The 17248-nt window shown below is 62.0% G+C and carries 13 protein-coding genes; 11 read left to right on the top strand and 2 right to left on the bottom strand.

Features of this window, described 5'->3' with window-relative positions:
* Positions 1 to 28 precede the first annotated feature (28 nt).
* From AACY25_RS18715 to AACY25_RS18670, 10 genes are all read left to right on the top strand, one after another.
* The gene (locus tag AACY25_RS18715) at positions 29 to 1417 is read left to right on the top strand and encodes an aldehyde dehydrogenase family protein (protein WP_339526640.1); all 1389 of its coding nucleotides are present in this window, start codon (positions 29 to 31) and stop codon (positions 1415 to 1417) included.
* A gap of 7 nt (positions 1418 to 1424) precedes the next feature.
* Positions 1425 to 2594: an iron-containing alcohol dehydrogenase gene (locus tag AACY25_RS18710; RefSeq protein ID WP_339526639.1), complete on the top strand. Its 1170-nt coding sequence runs from the start codon at positions 1425 to 1427 to the stop codon at positions 2592 to 2594.
* A 392-nt stretch (positions 2595 to 2986) separates the two neighbouring features.
* Positions 2987 to 3910 carry an ABC transporter ATP-binding protein gene (locus AACY25_RS18705; protein ID WP_339526638.1) on the top strand — a complete coding sequence of 308 codons (924 nt, stop codon included), beginning with the start codon at positions 2987 to 2989 and terminating at the stop codon, positions 3908 to 3910.
* A complete protein-coding gene (locus AACY25_RS18700) occupies positions 3907 to 4641 on the top strand; it encodes an ABC transporter permease subunit (RefSeq protein ID WP_339526636.1) in 735 nt (244 codons plus the stop codon). Before AACY25_RS18705 ends, AACY25_RS18700 begins: the two co-directional genes overlap by 4 nt.
* An 8-nt stretch (positions 4642 to 4649) precedes the next feature.
* Entirely contained in the window at positions 4650 to 6485 is a 1836-nt protein-coding gene (locus tag AACY25_RS18695; RefSeq protein ID WP_339526635.1) for a GldG family protein, read from the top strand.
* 147 nt (positions 6486 to 6632) lie between these two features.
* Complete coding sequence (locus tag AACY25_RS18690; protein ID WP_339526633.1) at positions 6633 to 6821, top strand: 4-oxalocrotonate tautomerase; 189 nt, start codon at positions 6633 to 6635, stop codon at positions 6819 to 6821.
* 290 nt (positions 6822 to 7111) lie between these two features.
* A complete protein-coding gene (locus AACY25_RS18685) occupies positions 7112 to 7321 on the top strand; it encodes a cold-shock protein (RefSeq protein ID WP_090251540.1) in 210 nt (69 codons plus the stop codon).
* Positions 7322 to 7456: 135 nt separating this feature from the next.
* Complete coding sequence (hrpA, locus tag AACY25_RS18680; protein WP_339526737.1) at positions 7457 to 11539, top strand: ATP-dependent RNA helicase HrpA; 4083 nt, start codon at positions 7457 to 7459, stop codon at positions 11537 to 11539.
* A gap of 83 nt (positions 11540 to 11622) precedes the next feature.
* The gene (locus tag AACY25_RS18675; protein ID WP_339526631.1) at positions 11623 to 12429 is read left to right on the top strand and encodes a substrate-binding periplasmic protein; all 807 of its coding nucleotides are present in this window, start codon (positions 11623 to 11625) and stop codon (positions 12427 to 12429) included.
* A gap of 255 nt (positions 12430 to 12684) precedes the next feature.
* Positions 12685 to 13653, top strand: a complete 969-nt coding sequence (locus tag AACY25_RS18670; protein WP_339526629.1) for a hypothetical protein — start codon at positions 12685 to 12687, stop codon at positions 13651 to 13653.
* A gap of 154 nt (positions 13654 to 13807) precedes the next feature.
* Here the strand turns inward: AACY25_RS18670 and AACY25_RS18665 are convergent, their stop codons facing one another.
* Entirely contained in the window at positions 13808 to 15013 is a 1206-nt protein-coding gene (locus AACY25_RS18665) for an NAD(P)/FAD-dependent oxidoreductase (protein ID WP_339526627.1), read from the bottom strand.
* A gap of 123 nt (positions 15014 to 15136) precedes the next feature.
* Between AACY25_RS18665 and pdxR the strand changes: the two genes are divergently transcribed.
* Positions 15137 to 16636: a MocR-like pyridoxine biosynthesis transcription factor PdxR gene (pdxR, locus tag AACY25_RS18660; RefSeq protein WP_339526626.1), complete on the top strand. Its 1500-nt coding sequence runs from the start codon at positions 15137 to 15139 to the stop codon at positions 16634 to 16636.
* A gap of 105 nt (positions 16637 to 16741) precedes the next feature.
* On the opposite strand, the gene AACY25_RS18655 is transcribed toward pdxR, so the two are convergent.
* On the bottom strand, positions 16742 to 17068 hold the full coding sequence (locus tag AACY25_RS18655) for a hypothetical protein (RefSeq protein WP_339526625.1): 327 nt from the start codon (positions 17066 to 17068) through the stop codon (positions 16742 to 16744).
* Positions 17069 to 17248: the final 180 nt, after the last annotated feature.

Here is a 17248-nt window from a genome sequence, read left to right as displayed (position 1 = left end):
TTCGCGACAAAATTCTAAGGTGCAAGCAATGAGCAAACTGCAATGCATTTCCCCCATCGACGGCTCGGTGTATGTCGAGCGCCATCTGGCTTCCAATCCCGAGATTCAAGCCGCGCTGGTCAAGGCCGAGCTGGCGCAGCAGGCCTGGAAGAAAACCCCGTTGGCCGAGCGTATCGCCATCGCTCGCAAGGCGATTAGCGCCTTCGCCGTCAAGGAAACCCTGCTGGCCGAAGAGCTTTGCTGGATGATGGGCCGGCCGATCCGCTATGCCGCAGGCGAGGTGCGCGGTTTTGTCGAGCGTGCCAGTTATATGGCGGATATCGCCGAACAGGCCCTAGCGGATATCCAGGTGCCAGAAAAGCCCGGTTTTATTCGCTTTATCCGCCGCGAACCGTTGGGTGTGGCCCTGGTTATCGCGCCGTGGAACTACCCCTACCTGACTGCCGTAAACGCGGTGATGCCGGCGCTGTTGGCGGGCAATGCGGTGCTGCTCAAACACTCGGCGCAAACCCCGCTGTGCGCGGAGCGCATGGTGGAAGCCTTCAGCGAAGCTGGCTTGCCGGACGGGGTGTTCCAGTATTTGCACCTGAGCCACGGCGAAACCGAGGCGCTGATTCAGGCGCCGACTATCGCTCATGTGGCCTTCACCGGCTCGGTGCCGGGCGGCACCATGGTCGAGCGGGTAGCGGTGGGGCGCTTTCTCAGCATCGGTTTAGAGCTGGGCGGCAAGGACCCGGCCTATGTACGGGCTGATGCCGATCTGACCCATGGGGTGGAAACCACGATTGATGGAGCATTCTTCAACTCCGGGCAATCCTGCTGCGGCATCGAGCGCATCTATGTGCATGAATCGCTGTATGACGCCTTTGTCGAGCAGGCGGTGGCGCTGGTCAAACAGTACAAGCTGGGCCGCTCCGATGATCCGGATACCACCCTTGGTCCGTTGGTGCGCGCCGAAGCAGCAGATTTTGTGCGTGGGCAGATTCACGATGCTATCGAACAGGGTGCCACCGCGCACCTGGTGCCGGCCGACTTTGCCCTGGACCATCCCGGTTCGCAGTACCTGGCGCCGCAGGTGCTGACCAATGTGCATCACGGCATGCGCGTGATGACCGAGGAATCCTTTGGCCCAGTGGTAGGCATCCAGAAGGTCAAGGATGACGAAGAAGCCCTGGCGCTAATGAATGACAGCGAGTTCGGCCTGACGGCCGCGATCTTTAGCCGTGACGTCGACGCCGCCATGGCCCTGGCCGAGCGGGTGGAGGCGGGCACGGTGTTTCTCAACCGCTGTGACTACCTCGACCCGGCGCTGGCCTGGACCGGGGTGAAGAACTCCGGGCGCGGTTGCACCCTGTCCAGCGTCGGATTCGAGCACGTCACTCGGCCGAAATCCTTTCACTTCAAGACTCAGTTATGAGGCGCCCATGGACCTGAATCACTACCGCATGAACTGGAATTACCCGACCTCGGTGCGTGTCGGCGTTGGCCGTGTCAGCGAATTGCCTGCGGCCTGCCGGCAATTGGGCATGAGTGCACCGCTGCTGGTCACCGACCCTGGCCTGGCGGCTTTGCCAATGATTGACCGCGCGTTGCTGCATTGTCGCGATGATGGCCTCAAGGCTGGGTTGTTCCATGGCATCAAGGGCAATCCCACCGGGCAGAACGTGATGGACGGGGTTGCCGCATTCAAGGCCGGCAAACATGATGGGGTGATCGCCTTTGGCGGCGGCTCGGCGTTGGATGCCGGCAAGGCGATTGCCCTAATGGTCGGCCAGGACCGGCCATTGTGGGATTTCGAGGACATCGGCGATAACTGCAACCGTGTCAACGTCGCCGGCATGGCCCCGGTGGTGGCGGTGCCGACTACGGCCGGCACCGGATCGGAAGTTGGCCGCGCCTCGGTGATCACCGATGATGAAGTGCATATCAAGCGCATCATCTTCCATGCGCGCATGCTGCCGGCGCTGGTGATCCTCGACCCTGAACTGACCCTCGGCCTGCCGGCCAAGATCACCGCAGCGACCGGTATGGATGCACTGTCGCACAACCTGGAGGCGTTCTGTTCGCCGCTGTTTCACCCTATGGCCGAGGGCATTGCCCTGGAAGGCATGCGCCTGGTGCAGCAGTATCTGCCGCGCGCAGTGGCGCAGGGCGCGGATGTTGAAGCGCGGTTGCAGATGCTGGTGGCGTCGAGCATGGGCGCGACCGCATTCCAGCGCGGCCTCGGTGCCATGCATGCCCTGGCCCATCCGCTGGGCGCGCTGTACGACGCTCACCACGGCCTGCTCAATGCGGTGCTGATGCCCTATGTGCTCGTGGCCAACCGCGAGCGCATCGAACCGCAAATGGAGAAAATGGCGCGTTACCTGAACCTGGCCAAACCCGGTTTTAGCGGCGTACTGGAGTGGGTGATGGCGCTGCGTGAACAGGTCGGCATCCCGCACAGCCTGGGCGAGATCGGCATCGATGACACCCGCATCGAACAGGTCGGACAGATGGCCGAGGTCGATCCCTCTGCCGGCACCAACCCGATTGCCTTTACCGCTGCGCAGTACAGTCAGCTGTTCGAGAAGGCCCTGCGCGGCACTCTGTAGAGCCAGCCCAAGATCTGCTGCGCGTCGGCCCTGCTGCGTTGAAAACAGGCTCGGCAGGCCGCGCGCGGCTAACGCGCTTCAGCGCGACCCGAAGGGCGAGTGAAACGAGTAATGCTCATGTACAACAGTACACTCCGCTTCCTCGCCTGTTTGACCAGCCGAAGGCTGTTACTAACGTAGCGCCTTGCATGGCTCTAGCTCGCGAGATCTTGAGCAGACTCTAAATCTCTCTATTAATTGTTCTGTTGCGCTGTAGCGAACAGATACATGACTCGCCGGTTCTTCGCTTGCGCTGGCCGCGCGTGACTCCTTATAGTCCGCCGGCACATAAGCGCCCGGCTTGCGTCATTACCGGCTGCAAGCAGGGCCTGTTACCGCAATGGTGAGAGGCCATGATCGAAATAAAAAACCTAACCAAGCGTTTTGCGCAGCACACTGCGGTGGACAACCTGTCCTTCAGCGTTCAGCCCGGTGAAGTGCTGGGCTTTCTCGGCCCTAATGGCGCCGGCAAATCCACCACCATGAAGATGCTCACTGGTTTTCTTGCGCCGACGTCGGGCAGTGCCAGCATCCTCGGGTTTGATATCCAGAAAGACACCCTTAAGGCCCAGCGGCAGATCGGTTATCTGCCCGAAGGCGCGCCGTGCTACGGCGATATGACGGTGCGCAGCTTCCTCGAGTTTATTGCCGAGGTGCGTGGCTTCAAGGGTGCCGAGAAGCGCGAGCGGGTGGCCAAGGCGGTGGCTCAGGTGGAGCTGCAGGCTGTACTTGAGCAGTCGATCGAGACCCTCTCGAAAGGCTTTAAGCGCCGCGTTGGCCTTGCCCAGGCGATACTGCATGATCCCAAGGTGCTGATCCTCGACGAGCCAACCGACGGCCTCGATCCGAATCAGAAGCACCAGGTGCGCAAGCTGATCCAGAGCCTGGCCCACGACAAGATCGTGATTATTTCCACCCACATCCTCGAAGAAGTCTCAGCGGTGTGCACCCGCGCCGTGGTGATCGCCGACGGCAAACTGCTAGCCGATGGCACGCCCTTGGAGCTGGAAAGCCGCTCGCGTTACCACCAGGCCGTCACCCTGGTTGCCGCCGAGCCGCTGGATCAGGCCGCGCTGGCTGCCTTGCCGGGCGTTGCCGAGGTGGAAGAAAACGCTCTGGAACACGGGCTGAGCATCCTCGCCAAACCGGGTGAGGTGATCTTTCCGCAGGTCAATGCGCTGATCGCCGAGCGTGGTTGGCAGGTCAAGGAGTTGAATGTCGAACGCGGGCGGTTGGACGAAGTGTTCCGCAGCCTGACCCGGGGGGAGAGCGTATGACCAAGCTGTCGGTGATTTTCAAACGCGAGCTGGCGAGCTATTTCGCGACGCCGTTGGCGTACGTATTTATCCTGATCTTTCTGGTGTTGTCCGGAGTGTTCACCTTCTACCTCGGCGGCTTCTTCGAGAGCGCCCAGGCCAACCTCGCGCCGTTCTTCAACTTCCATCCCTGGCTGTATCTGTTTCTGGTGCCGGCGATTGCCATGCGCCTGTGGGCCGAGGAGCGCAAGAGCGGCACCATCGAACTACTGATGACCCTGCCGATCACCCGTTTTGATGCGGTTACCGGCAAGTTTCTCGCCGCCTGGGTGTTTGCCGGTTTGGCGCTGCTGCTGACCTTCCCGATGATCATCACCGTCAACTACCTCGGTGAGCCTGATAACGGCGCGATCATCACTGGCTATATCGGCAGTTGGCTGCTGGCGGGGGCTTATCTAGCGATTGGTTCGTGCATGTCGGCCTTGGCGAAGAACCAGGTGATCGCCTTCATTCTGTCGGTCAGCGTGTGCTTCTTGTTTATCGTCAGCGGCTTCCCCATGGTGCTCGACGGTTTTAGCGCCTGGGCACCGCAGTGGGTGATTGATGCAGTGGCGTCCTTGAGCTTCCTGACCCGTTTCGATGCGATCAGCAAGGGCGTGATCGATCTGCGCGACCTGCTGTATTTCCTCACCCTGATCGCCGCCTGGTTGGCTGCGACGGCGGTGGTTATCGACCTGAAGAAAGCTGACTGAGGCCGCCCATGAAAAAGCTGATGGTTTCCAGCGCCGGGCTTGCACTCATTGCCCTGGCGTTTCTCGCCTTCAACCTGTTCTCCAGCGTCAGCCTTAGTGGCGTGCGGCTGGATCTGACCGAGCAGAAGCTCTACACCCTCTCAAGCGGCACCGAGCAGATTCTTGCCGAGCTGGATGAGCCGGTGGAGCTGAACTTTTTCTACTCCGATACCGCGACCAAGGACCTGCCGGCGCTGCGTACCTACGCCAAGCGCGTTGAGGAAATGCTCAAGGCCTACCAGCGTGAGGCTGATGGCAAACTCAAGCTGACGATCATCGACCCGGCGCCGTTCTCCGAGGACGAAGACAAGGCCGCCGAATTCGGCCTGCAGGGCATTCCGCTGCAGCAGGGTGGCGACTCGATCTACTTCGGCCTGGCCGGCAAGAATGCCGAAGGCCAGACCCAGGTGATTCCGTTCTTCGCCCTGGATCAGGAAGAGTTTCTTGAATACGAGCTCAGCCGTCTGGTGCAGAGCCTGGCCAAGCCCGAGCGGCCGGTGGTCGGCGTGCTCGCCGGCTTGCAGGTCAATGGCGGCTTCGACATGGCGGCGCGTCAGCCGACACCTGCCTGGATGTTGATCGAGGAAATTCGCCAGCTGTTCCAGATCGAAAGCCTCAAGCGCGATGTCGATCTGATTCCCGAGAACGTCTCGGTACTGCTGCTGATTCACCCCAAGCAGCTGCCCGAGCAGACGCTGTATGCGATTGACCAATTCGTCCTGCGCGGCGGCAAGTTGCTGACCTTTGTCGACCCGTTCAGCGAGGCCGATACCCAGGCCGAAATGCCTGGCGAAATGGTGGTCGACAAAGCCTCCGACCTGCCGGAGCTGTTCAAGGCCTGGGGCCTGCGTATGGTGCCGGACCAGGTGCTCGGCGACGGCTCCTACGCTATGTCGGTCAGCATGGGCGAGGGCCAGCGCCCGGTACGCCATGCCGCCTGGTTAAGCCTGCCGAAAAACGCCCTGGATAAGGACGACATCAGTACCGCCTCGCTGGAGAACATGACGGTCGCCACCGCCGGTATGCTGGAACAGCTGGAAGGCGCGAAAACCCAGTTCACTCCGCTGATTCGCAGCTCGCAGTACGCCATGCCGTATGATGCAAAACGCTTCGGCATGCTGGCCAACCCGGAAGAGCTGATCCGCGAGCTGGAACCCACTGGCGAGCGCTATACCCTGGCGGCGCGTATCAGTGGCCCGGCGCAAACGGCCTTCCCGGACGGCATCGAAGGGCAGAAGGATGGCCTCAAGCAGGCGGATAATATCAACGTGATCGTCGTGGCCGACACCGACATGCTTACCGACCGCATGTGGGTGCAGGTGCAGGACTTCTTCGGCCAGCGTATTCCGCAGCCGTGGGCAGACAACGCCGGTTTCGCGATCAACGCCCTGGACAACCTGGCCGGTTCCGAAGCGCTGATCAGCGTGCGTTCGCGCGGTCGCTTTACCCGTCCGTTCGAGGTGGTGGACGCCATCCAGCGTGAGGCCGAGGTCAAGTTCCGCGAGAAGGAGCAGGCTCTGCAAACCCAGCTGGCCGATACCGAGCAGAAGCTTGCGGCCCTGCAGCGCAGTGATGATCCGAGCAAGGCCCTGGAGCTGACGCCGGAGCAACAGGCCGCAGTGCAGCAGTTTGTGCAGCAGAAACTGGCGATCCGCAAGGAACTGCGCGACGTGCGCTATCAGCTGAATGCCGATATCGAGGCCCTGGGCAGTAAGCTTAAGTTCCTCAATATCGCCCTGGTGCCGTTGCTGCTGACCCTCGGCGTGCTGGCGCTGTGGTTGTGGCGCAGGCGCCGTCACGGCTGATCCCGTCTGCACCTGCAAAGGGCCGCTTTATGCGGCCCTTTGTTTTTCTGTCGTCCCGGTCAGATAATGCCCCCGCGCAGATGCGCCAAGCGGATCGCCGTGACCGATCTAACCAGTCCTGTTTCACCTGTTATGAGGATTAATTAGATGCCCACCCTCTTGGTCAAAATATTCGAAGGCCGCTCCGATGAGATCAAACGCGAGTACGCCAAAGCCCTGACCGACGCCTCGACCACCGTGCTCGGCTGCGACGCCAGCGCGGTTGATGTGATCTTCGAGGAAGTGAAAAAGGGCGACTGGGCCACCGGTGGCGTGATGTGGTCTGAGCGCGATTAAACAAGCTGTCGCCATCGACGTAGGATGGGTTGAGCTTTGCGATACCCATGCTGTTCTGGCTTTTGCGATGGGGTACGCCGCTGCGCGGCTAACCCATCCTACGTCTGCAATCTTGCACAATCCCAGCCCGTAAATATCGCTGCATAGCTTGTCCTGTATGGCCTGCAGCCTGCCGGCAAAAAGTCCTTTTCAGCCATAAACGCTGTTTTATACTCGGCCTTCGGTGATGGCCGGGCACTCGCCTGCAGGCTGCGCCAAACAATAAAAACTGCATGCTGGAGACACAGATAATGGCTGAGCGCGAGACAGGCACCGTCAAGTGGTTCAATGATTCCAAGGGCTATGGCTTTATTCAGCGCGAGAGCGGCGCGGATGTATTCGTACACTTCCGCGCCATCCGTGGCGAAGGCCATCGGACCCTGCTCGAAGGGCAGAAGGTCGAGTTCGCCGTGACCCAGGGGCAGAAGGGCTTGCAGGCTGACGACGTGTCCGCCGTTTAAGCCCATTCCCTCAGTAGAAAAGCCCATCGCCGATGGGCTTTTTGCTTTCTGTCCTTTGGTCGTTTTCCCCCAGGCAAAAATGCGACAATCGCCGCCTTCCTGCTCTTACCCTTGACCCCACCCCGCGATTACCCGATGACCGAAGCCACGCCCGCCGTTGACCAACTGCTGAAAAACCTCGACCAGACCCTGCTGGGCGACCGCCATCGCCTGCGCCGCCAGTTGCATGAGTTGCGCAAGCAGACGCCGGTAGACGAAGCCAAACTGGCGCAGTGGCTGCAGCGTTTTGAGGCCTCTCGCGCCAAGGTCGAGGCGCGCCGCCTCAGTGTGCCGGCGATGCGATACGACGATGCGCTGCCGATTGCCGCCAAGCGCGACGAGATCAAGGCCGCCATCGCGGCGCATCAGGTGGTGGTGATCGCCGGGGAAACCGGTTCGGGCAAGACCACGCAGCTGCCGAAGATCTGCCTGGAGCTGGGCCGCGGTGTGCATGGTTTGATCGGCCACACCCAGCCACGGCGCCTGGCGGCGCGCAGCGTGGCCACCCGAGTAGCGGAAGAGATCGGCACGCCGCTGGGCGAGCTGGTCGGCTATCAGGTGCGCTTCGAGGACCAGAGCAACGAGCGCAGCCTGATCAAATTAATGACAGATGGCATCCTGCTGGCCGAAACCCAGCACGACCGCTACCTGGAAAAGTACGACACGATCATCGTCGACGAAGCCCACGAGCGCAGCCTGAATATCGACTTTCTGCTGGGCTTTCTGAAGACCCTGCTGGTGCGCCGCCCTGATCTCAAGCTGATCATCACCTCGGCGACCATCGACCTGCAGCGCTTCTCCGCGCATTTCGGCGGTGCACCTATTGTCGAAGTGTCCGGGCGCACCTTCCCGGTGGACACCTGGTACCGGCCGCTGACCGCCGAGCAGGACGAGGACGGCAACCGCGTCGAGGAAGACCTCTCCGTCGACCAGGCGCTTCTCGCCACCCTGGATGAAATCAGCGCCTTCGAGAAGGCCGAGGGCAAGCGCCCCGGCGATGTGTTGGTATTCCTGCCCGGTGAGCGCGAGATTCGCGACGCCGCTGAGGTGCTGCGCAAGGCCAACCTGCGTATGACCGAGGTGCTGCCGCTGTATGCACGGCTGACGCCGGCCGAGCAGCAGAAGATTTTCGCGCCCATGGGCGCACGCAAGATCGTGCTGGCCACCAACGTCGCCGAGACCTCGCTGACGGTGCCAGGTATTCGCTATGTGATTGATAGCGGTACGGCACGTATCAGCCGCTACAGCTACCGCGCCAAGGTACAGCGCCTGCCCATCGAGGCCATTAGCCAGGCCAGCGCCAACCAGCGCAAAGGCCGTTGCGGGCGGGTTGAGCCGGGCATCTGTATTCGTCTGTACAGCGAGGAGGACTTCCTCGGCCGACCGGCCTTTACCGATCCGGAAATTCTGCGCACCAACCTGGCGGCGGTGATTTTGCAGATGCTCCATCTGCGCCTTGGTGAGATCGACGCCTTTCCCTTTATCGAGCCGCCAGACGGCAAAGCCATCAGTGACGGCTTCAACCTGCTGCAGGAGCTCTCGGCGGTTAATCGCGAAGGGCAACTGACGCCGCTGGGCCGCCAGTTGGCGCGCCTGCCGGTGGATCCGCGCCTAGGCCGCATGGTGCTGGAAGGGGCCAAGCAGGGCAGTCTGGAAGAAATCCTGATCATCGCCAGTGCGCTGTCGGTGCAGGATGTGCGCGAGCGCCCGTCCGACCGTCAGCAGGCTGCCGACCAGGCCCATGCGCAATGGAAGGATGTGGATTCCGACTTCGCCGCACTGATCAACCTGTGGCGCGGCTTTGAAGAACAGCGCCAGGCCCTGGGTTCAAGCGCGCTGCGCAGCTGGTGCCGAAAGAATTTTCTGAACTACCTGCGCCTGCGCGAATGGCGCGATGCGCACCGTCAGTTGGTGCTGATTACCCGTGATTTGCAGCTCGGCGCTGGCAAGAAGGTGGATGGCTCCGGCCATCCACCCTACGGCGCTGATCGTAGGGTGGACAACGCCGCAGGCTTGTCCACCACGGCTAATCCCCAGGACCGCCGGAATGCCGGAGCACAGCTCTCAGCCGTGCAGAAAGAAAAGGAACTGGCGGAGAAAGAACAGGCCGCTCAGCGCAGCAAGGGTTATGCCGCGGTACACAAAGCGATTCTTGCCGGCCTGCTCAGTCAGATTGGCCAGAAAACCGAAGACGGTGACTATCTCGGTGCGCGTCAGCGGCGCTTCTGGGTGCACCCGTCCTCGGTGATCGGTCGCAAGAAACCCAGCTGGCTGATGGCCGCCGAGCTGGTGGAAACCACCAAGCTGTTTGCGCGCATGGTGGCCAAGATCGAGCCGGACTGGATCGAGCCGCTGGCCAGCCACCTGATCAAGAAAAACCACCTCGAACCGCACTGGGAGAAGAAGCGCGGCCAAGTGGTGGCCTATGAGCAAATCAGCCTGTACGGTCTGATCGTAGTCGGTCGCCGTGCCGTGCATTTCGGCCCGATTGAACCGGTGATTTCGCGCGAGCTGTTTATTCGCGAAGGGCTGGTGGGCGGTGAAATGCACAGCCGCGCCAAGTGCCTGACCGCTAACCGCCAGCTATTGGAAAAGCTCGACGAGCTGGAGGCCAAGGCGCGTCGGCGCGACATTCTGGCCGACGAAGAAACCTTGTACGCCTACTACGAGGCGCGCCTGCCGGCGAACATCTACCAGAGCGCCACCTTCGACAGTTGGTACAAAACTGAAAGCGCGAAGAACCCGCAGCTGCTGATCATGCGTGAAGAGGACGTGCTCGCCCGCGACGCCAAGGAGATCACCGCCGCACAGTACCCGGACACCCTGCGTCTGGGCGAGCTGACCCTGCCGCTGAGTTATCACTTCGAACCCAACCATCCGCGTGACGGGGTAACCCTGCGCGTGCCTGCGCCGCTGTTGCCGCAGCTGCCGCCTGAGCGCCTGGAGTGGCTGGTGCCGGGCCTGCTGGAAGCCAAGTGCATGGCCCTGGTTCGCGGCTTGCCCAAGGCGCTGCGCAAGAACTTTGTGCCTGTCCCGGATTTCGTCGGCGCGGCGCTGAGTAAAGTGCAATTTGCCGAGGGCAGTTTGCCGTTGTCGCTCGGGCGCGAACTGACGCGCATGACCGGTGCGCGGGTTAGCGACGAGGCGTGGGCTGAGTCCGAGGCGCAGTTGGACGGCCATCTGCGGATGAATATCGAGGTGGTCGACAATCAAGGCAAATTGCTCGGTGAAGGCCGCGACCTGGCCGAGCTGACGGCGCGCTTCAGTGAAGCAACCCAGGCCGGCCTGGCTCTGCCGAAAACCGCCAAGAGCCAGCAGCCGGTGGAGGCCAAGGCCTTTAGTGAAGTGGCGGCAAAGACCCAGCAACAGGTCGCTGGCCTGTCCATGACCGTCTACCCGGCGCTGGTGGAGGAGGCTGGCGTGGTCAAGGAAGGGCGCTTCCCGACTCTTGCCGAAGCCGAGTTCCAGCATCGTCGCGCCTTGCAGCGCTTGCTCTTGCAGCAGTTGAGTGAGCAAGCCAAGTTTCTGCGCGGCAAGCTGCCGGGGCTGACCGAGTTGGCGCTGCTCTACCGCGATATGGGTCGTGTTGATGCGCTGGTGGAAGATATTCTGCTGGCCAGCCTCGACAGCTGCATTCTTGAAGGCAGCGAGCCTTTGCCGCGCGATGGTGCAGGCTTAGCCGCGCTGGCCGAGCGCAAGCGCGGCGACTGGACCGGTGAAGCAGAGCGCCAGGCCAAGCTGATCCTGGAAATTCTCAAGCTCTGGCACGGTCTGCAGAAGCGTTTCAAAGGCAAAATCGACCTGGCCCAGGCCATGGCGCTGAATGACATCAAGCTGCAGCTGAGCAATCTGGTGTATCCCGGCTTTGTCCGCGAAACCCCGGCGCAGTGGCTCAAGGAACTACCGCGCTACCTCAAGGCCATCGAGCAGCGGCTGGACAAGATCGCCGGCCAGGTACAACGCGACCGCGTCTGGAGTGGCGAGCTGGCCGGTTATTGGGAGCAGTACCAGGCACGCTTGGGTAAGCACCGCCAGGAAGGCAAACGCGATGCGCAGTTGCTGATGTATCGCTGGCTGCTGGAGGAATATCGCGTGTCGCTGTTCGCCCAACAGCTCGGCACCAGACTGCCGGTCTCGGACAAGCGCCTGAGCAAGCAGTGGAGCAGTGTCGAGGCCTGAATCTCTTTGAGTGGTTTGCGGGCGTTGAGTGAGAGAAAGGGCTGCTAGACTCCACTCAACATCCCATCGAGCCCGCGTGAGTGATGATCTTGATTGCAGTCGATATACGCCGCTCGCTTTTACCGCGTCACTGTTTATTGCTTGCCTTGTTGCTGCTGGCCTGCGTCCCTGGCCTGGTGTTGGCTGCATGCGAGAAAACCCTGCGTTGGGATGATGATCCGCCGTTCAGCATGCAAACGGCGGATGGTGCGGTGGTCGGTATTTCGATCGAGGTCAATCGCGCGGCGTTAGCGCGCCTGGGGTGTCAGACCAAACTGCGCAAGTTGCCTTGGGCGCGGGCACTCAAAGAGCTGGAGCTGGGCCGCCTGGATATTTTGCCAGGCGCATTCCCCCGGCCGGAGCGCGAGGCGTATGCGCGCTTTTCCGGCCCGGTGCTGCCGCCCTCGCGCAATATCCTGTTTATGCATACCCAGGCATTGCAACGCTGGCCCGTCACGCGGCTGCTAGCGCTGCAGCACAGCGAGTTCCGCCTGGGCGCGCAGGTCAACGTCGCCTATGGCGCGGACTACGAGCAACTGATGAACGATCCGGCGTTTGCCGCACGGGTGGTGATGGTGGTCAATCGCGGCAACCTCTGGCGCATGCTCGGCAAGGGCCGAATCGATGGGGTAATTGCTGACGAGCACAGTGGGGCCTATGAGATTCAGCAGCTTGGCCTGGGTGAGCAGATCAAAGCCACGGCGGTGGTGGTGTCCAGCGAGTCGGCGGAAGTTGCGATCAGCAAGCGCTCGACTCAGGCCGATTTTGTTCAGGCCTATTCCGATGCGCTGCGCGAGTTGGTGGTGGATGGCAGTTATGAGCGGATTGTGCAGCGCTATATAGCGCCCTAAGCCCAGCCGTTGTCCCTCATAAGTGCGGCGATGGCCGCGCTACGGATCTGTTACATATGCCGCTGATTGGGTTGGCCGGCGCAATGCCCGGCTTATCCGCACCGCTGTGATAGTGCGCCGGACCGCGATGTAACGGCGATGTGCTAGCAAAATGCCTATGCGCGTTAGCGCACTGACACTCTGGTTTGCCAATGAGATGGTCTTGATACCGGCTCGCTGCAATCTCGCGCGACGTTGGATTCAATCGAGATCGCCATGAATACAACAAGTGAACAGAACGCGGTATTCGGGTCCGTGAGAACGGCCCTCGACAGTCCTCAGTTATGCGCCAGTGCGGTTTCTTGGGGCGCTATCTTGGCCGGTGCAGCCGCCGCGGCAGCACTCTCCCTGATTCTGCTGATATTGGGCACAGGCTTAGGTCTGTCGTCGGTATCGCCGTGGGTCAATGATGGCATTAGCGCCACAACCTTCGGTGTCAGCACGATTCTCTGGGTCACCTTTACCCAACTGGCTGCTGCGGGTATGGGCGGCTACCTGGCTGGCCGTCTCAGAACCAAATGGCTTGACGTGCACACCGATGAGGTGTTCTTCCGCGACACCGCGCATGGCTTTCTGGCCTGGGCTATCGCAACGCTGGCAACGGCTGCCTTGCTCACCTCGGTGACGGCTTCCATCGTTAATGGCGGTGTTCAGGCCGGCGCTTCTATGGCCGGTGGGGTTGCCACGACCGCCGTGGCGGCGACTGCCGGTGGCGCCGCCGCAGGTTCGGACATGCCGTCTGAGGATGCTGACAGCGGCGCCGTTGGCTATTTCCTCGATAGCCTGTTTCGTCGTGATCTCAATCGGGGCGTCAATGTGCCAGGCAGTACGCCCCGCGCACTGACGCCGCAGCAAGAAACTGCGGTTTCCATGGCCGAGGTTACGCGCATCTATATGAACGCGATCCGCACGGGTGCTTTGCCCGCAGACGACGCGAGCTATGTCGGCCAGGTTGTCGCGCAACGTACGGGGTTGACTCAGCAGGAGGCTGAGCAGCGTGTGAACGATACGTTTAGTCGGCTACAAACCTCGCTTAACGAGGCAGAAACCGCCACGCGTGAGGCGGCCGATAGCGCACGTAAGGCATCTGCTTATACGGCGCTCTGGTTGTTTATCTCGTTGCTGATCGGTGCCTTCGTTGCCAGCTTTGCCGCGCCTTATGGCGGCCGCCAGCGCGATGCCTGATACACCTTCCACCTATTAACCGGAGGCTGCTATGCGCTCAATATTGCTGTTCTTTCTCGGGGTTCCGATCCCTGTAATCATTCTCTTGGCCATCTTCGTGTTCTAGAGGCCTGACGATCGGACTGCCTCTCGCGAGGCAGTCTTCATTTGAGCTCTACGCCACCACCGGGATCAACGGATCGGCCGCCGCGAGGGCGATAGCCCGATCCGCTGCCGGCGGGTAAATCCACTGGGTGTTGATCTGGGTTTTCAGCGCCTTGCCTTCCTGGCCGGTCAGCAGCACCTTACGTTCCCAGCCCTCGGTAAATACCGCGCCCCAGGCGCCCAGGTCCAGGCAGGTGACGTACTTGTGCTGGCTATAGGCAATCGGCGCGACACCGAGCAGGTCCGCGGCGGCGTTGTTGCCGGCCGAGCGGCCCAGAGCAATCGCATGTTGGCAGGTCATCAGGGCGTGATTGCCCTGTTCATCCACGGCGGCGTAGGCGGTGTCGCCAGTGGCGTAGATGGCATCCTGGCCAAGTACCTTGAGGTTGCGATCTACGTGCAGACGGCCATGCGCATCGCGCTCGCCGTTGATCTGTTGGGTCAGCGGCGAGGCTTTCACACCTACGGCAAAGATCACCGTGCTGGCGGCAATGCGTTCACCGTTACCCAGTTGTACGCCGTGCTCAGTGACCTTGGACACCGGGCTGCCAAGCCGCCAGGTCACGCCCAGGCTGTCGCTGGCTTCGGCGACGATCCCGGCAATTGCTTCGCCCATGGCCGCGCCAACTTGCTTGGCCATATCCACCACAATCACGCGGATGTCGGTCTGCTCACCAAGGATGGCGCGAAGGCGTGCCGGCATTTCGGTGGCAGTTTCGATCCCGGTGAAGCCGCCGCCGACCACCACCACGGTGTTGCGAGCGGCGCTCTCTGGCTGCTGCGCCAGGCTTTGCAGGTGAGCTTCGAGTTTCTGCGCCGACTCCAGGCTGTCGACATCGAAGGTAAAGCGCTCGATACCTTCCAGCGGCGGGCGCGCCACCTGGCTGCCGGACGCGAGGATCAGACGGTCATAGTTCAACTCGGCCTCGGCACCCGAGGCATCGCGGTAGCTGACGCGCTTGCTCGCGGCATCAATTTGCGTGGCACTGCCCTGGACGAAGCGCACACCCACGGCCTCGAACAGCGGGCCGAGCGGGGCGACGGTGCTGGCCAGGTCGGGCTCATAAAAACGTGGACGCACGCGCAGTTCCGCCTGGGGCGCAAGCAGGGTGACATCGATGTCCAGGCGCTGCTGTTGATCGAGCAGGCGCATGGCGCTGAGTGCACTCCACATGCCGGCAAAGCCGGCACCGATGATCAGGATTTGCTGTTTCATGGTGTGAGTTCCCGTGGTGAAGAGAAAGGCTGTTGGCTGACGACGGGAGCGATTCTGCCTCTAGCTTGGATCAGTGTATTGATCCATTCTTGGCTGAACTCATTGATCCACTTTGGAGCGGCCATGCCCGCCGAAAAATCGCCCCCGCAGGTGGTCTTCCTGCCATTGGGCACGCCCGAGCCGGGCGTTAGCCTGCAGCGCTGGTTGTATGAGGCGCTGCGCGGCGCCATTCTCGGTGGTCGCCTGCCGGCGGGCAGCAAGCTGCCCAGCACGCGCGCGCTGGCCGAGCACTACCAGCTGGCGCGGGGCACCGCGCAGGCGGCCTATCAGCAGTTGTTGTCCGAGGGCTATCTGGAGGCGCAGACCGGCAGCGGCACGCGGGTTTGCCAGGTGCTGCCGGACGCCACGCTGAACGCCGGCTACGTGCGGCGCAAGGTCGTGGCCACGCAAGAGGCGCCGCGCACGCCGCCAGCCACGCCGTGGGTCGAACGCCTTGAAGCGATCACCCCAATATTTGCGCGGCGCTCGGTGACGCCGGGGTTGCGGCCGTTCTTCCCGCATCGGGGCGATGTTCAGGCGTTCCCCGTCGACCTGTGGCGCAAGCTGCATATCCAGCAGCTGCGCGCCTCGCGGCTGTCCATCCTGCTCGATTCGGACCCCGGCGGCTTGCCGGCGCTGCGTGAAGCCATCGCCGGCTACCTGGCCATCGCCCGTGGTGTGCAGGTGCCGGCCGAACGCATCCTGGTGCTCAACAGCGTGCAGCAGGGGCTCGACCTGTGCCTGCGCCTGTTGGCACCGGGCAACTCCAAGGTATGGATGGAAGACCCCGGCTACCCCGGCGCACGTCAGCTGATCGATGTATCGGGCGTGCAGCGCGTGGATGTGCCGGTCGACGCCTTCGGCATGCAAGTGGAGGAGGGCGTGCGTCTGGCCGCCGATGCCCGGCTGGCTTATGTCACGCCGTCACGGCAGGCGCCGCTGGGCAGTGAGTTGTCCCCAGCGCGGCGTCTGGCCCTGTTGCAGTGGGCGGCGCAGCACGGCAGCTACATCTTCGAGGACGACTACGACAGCGAATACCGCTTTATCGCCAAACCGATTCCCGCGCTGCGCTCGATGCCGGCGGCAGAGCAGTCGGTGATCCTCGCTGGCACCTTCAGCAAGCTGCTGTTTCCCTCCATCCGTCTGGCCTACCTGGTGTTGCCGGCGCACCTGCTGGAGAGTTTCACCCGCGCCGCCGCGCTGATGTCCCGCCACGCCAACAGCCTGTCGCAAGCGGTACTGGCCGACTTTATCCATGAAGGGCATTTCGACCGCCATGTACGGCGCATGCGCAAAATCTACGCCGCACGCGCCGAGGCCTTCGCCGAGTCGGCGCAGCGGCATTGGCAGGGGTTGATTGATGTGCCGGAGATTCGTGCGGGGCTGGATATCACCTGCAACCTGCAGGTGAACGACGAACAGGCGGCCTTCGCCCGCCTGCAGGCCGCCGGTATCGACACCATGCCGCTGGCGCGCTACTGCGTGCAGCCCCGAGAACCGGGGCTGGTGCTGGGTTTTGCGCCCTACGATGAGCGCGCGATTGAGGATGCAGCCAAGGCGGTTGCTGTGGCCTTGGTGCAATAGCGTCGTGCGACTCTGACGCCAACTGGGCTTCAACCGACCTGGCGGGCGCTACTGGTTGCTGGTGAGGCAGCGCGACCGTTGGCGATCGCTCGAGGTTTGTCGCGTTTAAACAAATACCTGCCGAGCCATCCCGCGCGGGATGCGGTTTCTACCCGGCAATTGCTCAAGGCGTTGCTGCCATTCGGCGCGAGGTTTCAGGGTAGCGCTTGGTTTTACCGGCTCAGCCGCTGCGGCAGCAGCCTTCGCCGCTTTTGCGGCAGCTCTAAGTTCAGCAAGACTTGGGGTTTTACGGACAGGTTCGGCAGTGCCCTTTTCTACGCTGCGCAGGCACAGCTTGCATGAAACCTGAGTGACATCCTGGGTGCTGCTCAGGTTCGAGCCGGTGCGTCCACATGCGACATTTTCAGCGGACGCGGTGTAGTGAATAGCCAACGTGTTGTCTCCTGCATTTTTGGGGCGCGGGATTCTACACGCTTCGCTTAGCACGCCAACTGCTTATCGTTGTGTCGAGGCAGAATTGTGGGGGGAGGGCCGAATGGTGACGCTATGCCTAAGCCTGCGCAGTTGCGCGTGACAACCCTTTTGTCCTGGGTTTCAGCTGTACTGTGACAG

Origin of the sequence: Pseudomonas sp. EA_35y_Pfl2_R111, assembly GCF_963970955.1 — a bacterium.
Taxonomy (GTDB): domain Bacteria; phylum Pseudomonadota; class Gammaproteobacteria; order Pseudomonadales; family Pseudomonadaceae; genus Aquipseudomonas.
The sequence above is the reverse complement of the archived record's forward strand: the minus strand, read 5'-3'. Positions and strand labels throughout refer to the sequence as shown.

What these genes read in the sequence shown, in the direction of transcription:
- pdxR (WP_339526626.1), top strand. Translation starts at nt 15,137, where the DNA reads ATGCCCGCCGAAAAATCGCCCCCGCAGGTGGTCTTCCTGCCATTGGGC.
- hrpA (WP_339526737.1), top strand. Translation starts at nt 7,457, where the DNA reads ATGACCGAAGCCACGCCCGCCGTTGACCAACTGCTGAAAAACCTCGAC.
- AACY25_RS18690 (WP_339526633.1), top strand. Translation starts at nt 6,633, where the DNA reads ATGCCCACCCTCTTGGTCAAAATATTCGAAGGCCGCTCCGATGAGATC.
- AACY25_RS18695 (WP_339526635.1), top strand. Translation starts at nt 4,650, where the DNA reads ATGAAAAAGCTGATGGTTTCCAGCGCCGGGCTTGCACTCATTGCCCTG.
- AACY25_RS18675 (WP_339526631.1), top strand. Translation starts at nt 11,623, where the DNA reads ATGATCTTGATTGCAGTCGATATACGCCGCTCGCTTTTACCGCGTCAC.
- AACY25_RS18685 (WP_090251540.1), top strand. Translation starts at nt 7,112, where the DNA reads ATGGCTGAGCGCGAGACAGGCACCGTCAAGTGGTTCAATGATTCCAAG.
- AACY25_RS18665 (WP_339526627.1), bottom strand. Translation starts at nt 15,013, where the DNA reads ATGAAACAGCAAATCCTGATCATCGGTGCCGGCTTTGCCGGCATGTGG.
- AACY25_RS18700 (WP_339526636.1), top strand. Translation starts at nt 3,907, where the DNA reads ATGACCAAGCTGTCGGTGATTTTCAAACGCGAGCTGGCGAGCTATTTC.
- AACY25_RS18705 (WP_339526638.1), top strand. Translation starts at nt 2,987, where the DNA reads ATGATCGAAATAAAAAACCTAACCAAGCGTTTTGCGCAGCACACTGCG.
- AACY25_RS18710 (WP_339526639.1), top strand. Translation starts at nt 1,425, where the DNA reads ATGGACCTGAATCACTACCGCATGAACTGGAATTACCCGACCTCGGTG.
- AACY25_RS18715 (WP_339526640.1), top strand. Translation starts at nt 29, where the DNA reads ATGAGCAAACTGCAATGCATTTCCCCCATCGACGGCTCGGTGTATGTC.
- AACY25_RS18670 (WP_339526629.1), top strand. Translation starts at nt 12,685, where the DNA reads ATGAATACAACAAGTGAACAGAACGCGGTATTCGGGTCCGTGAGAACG.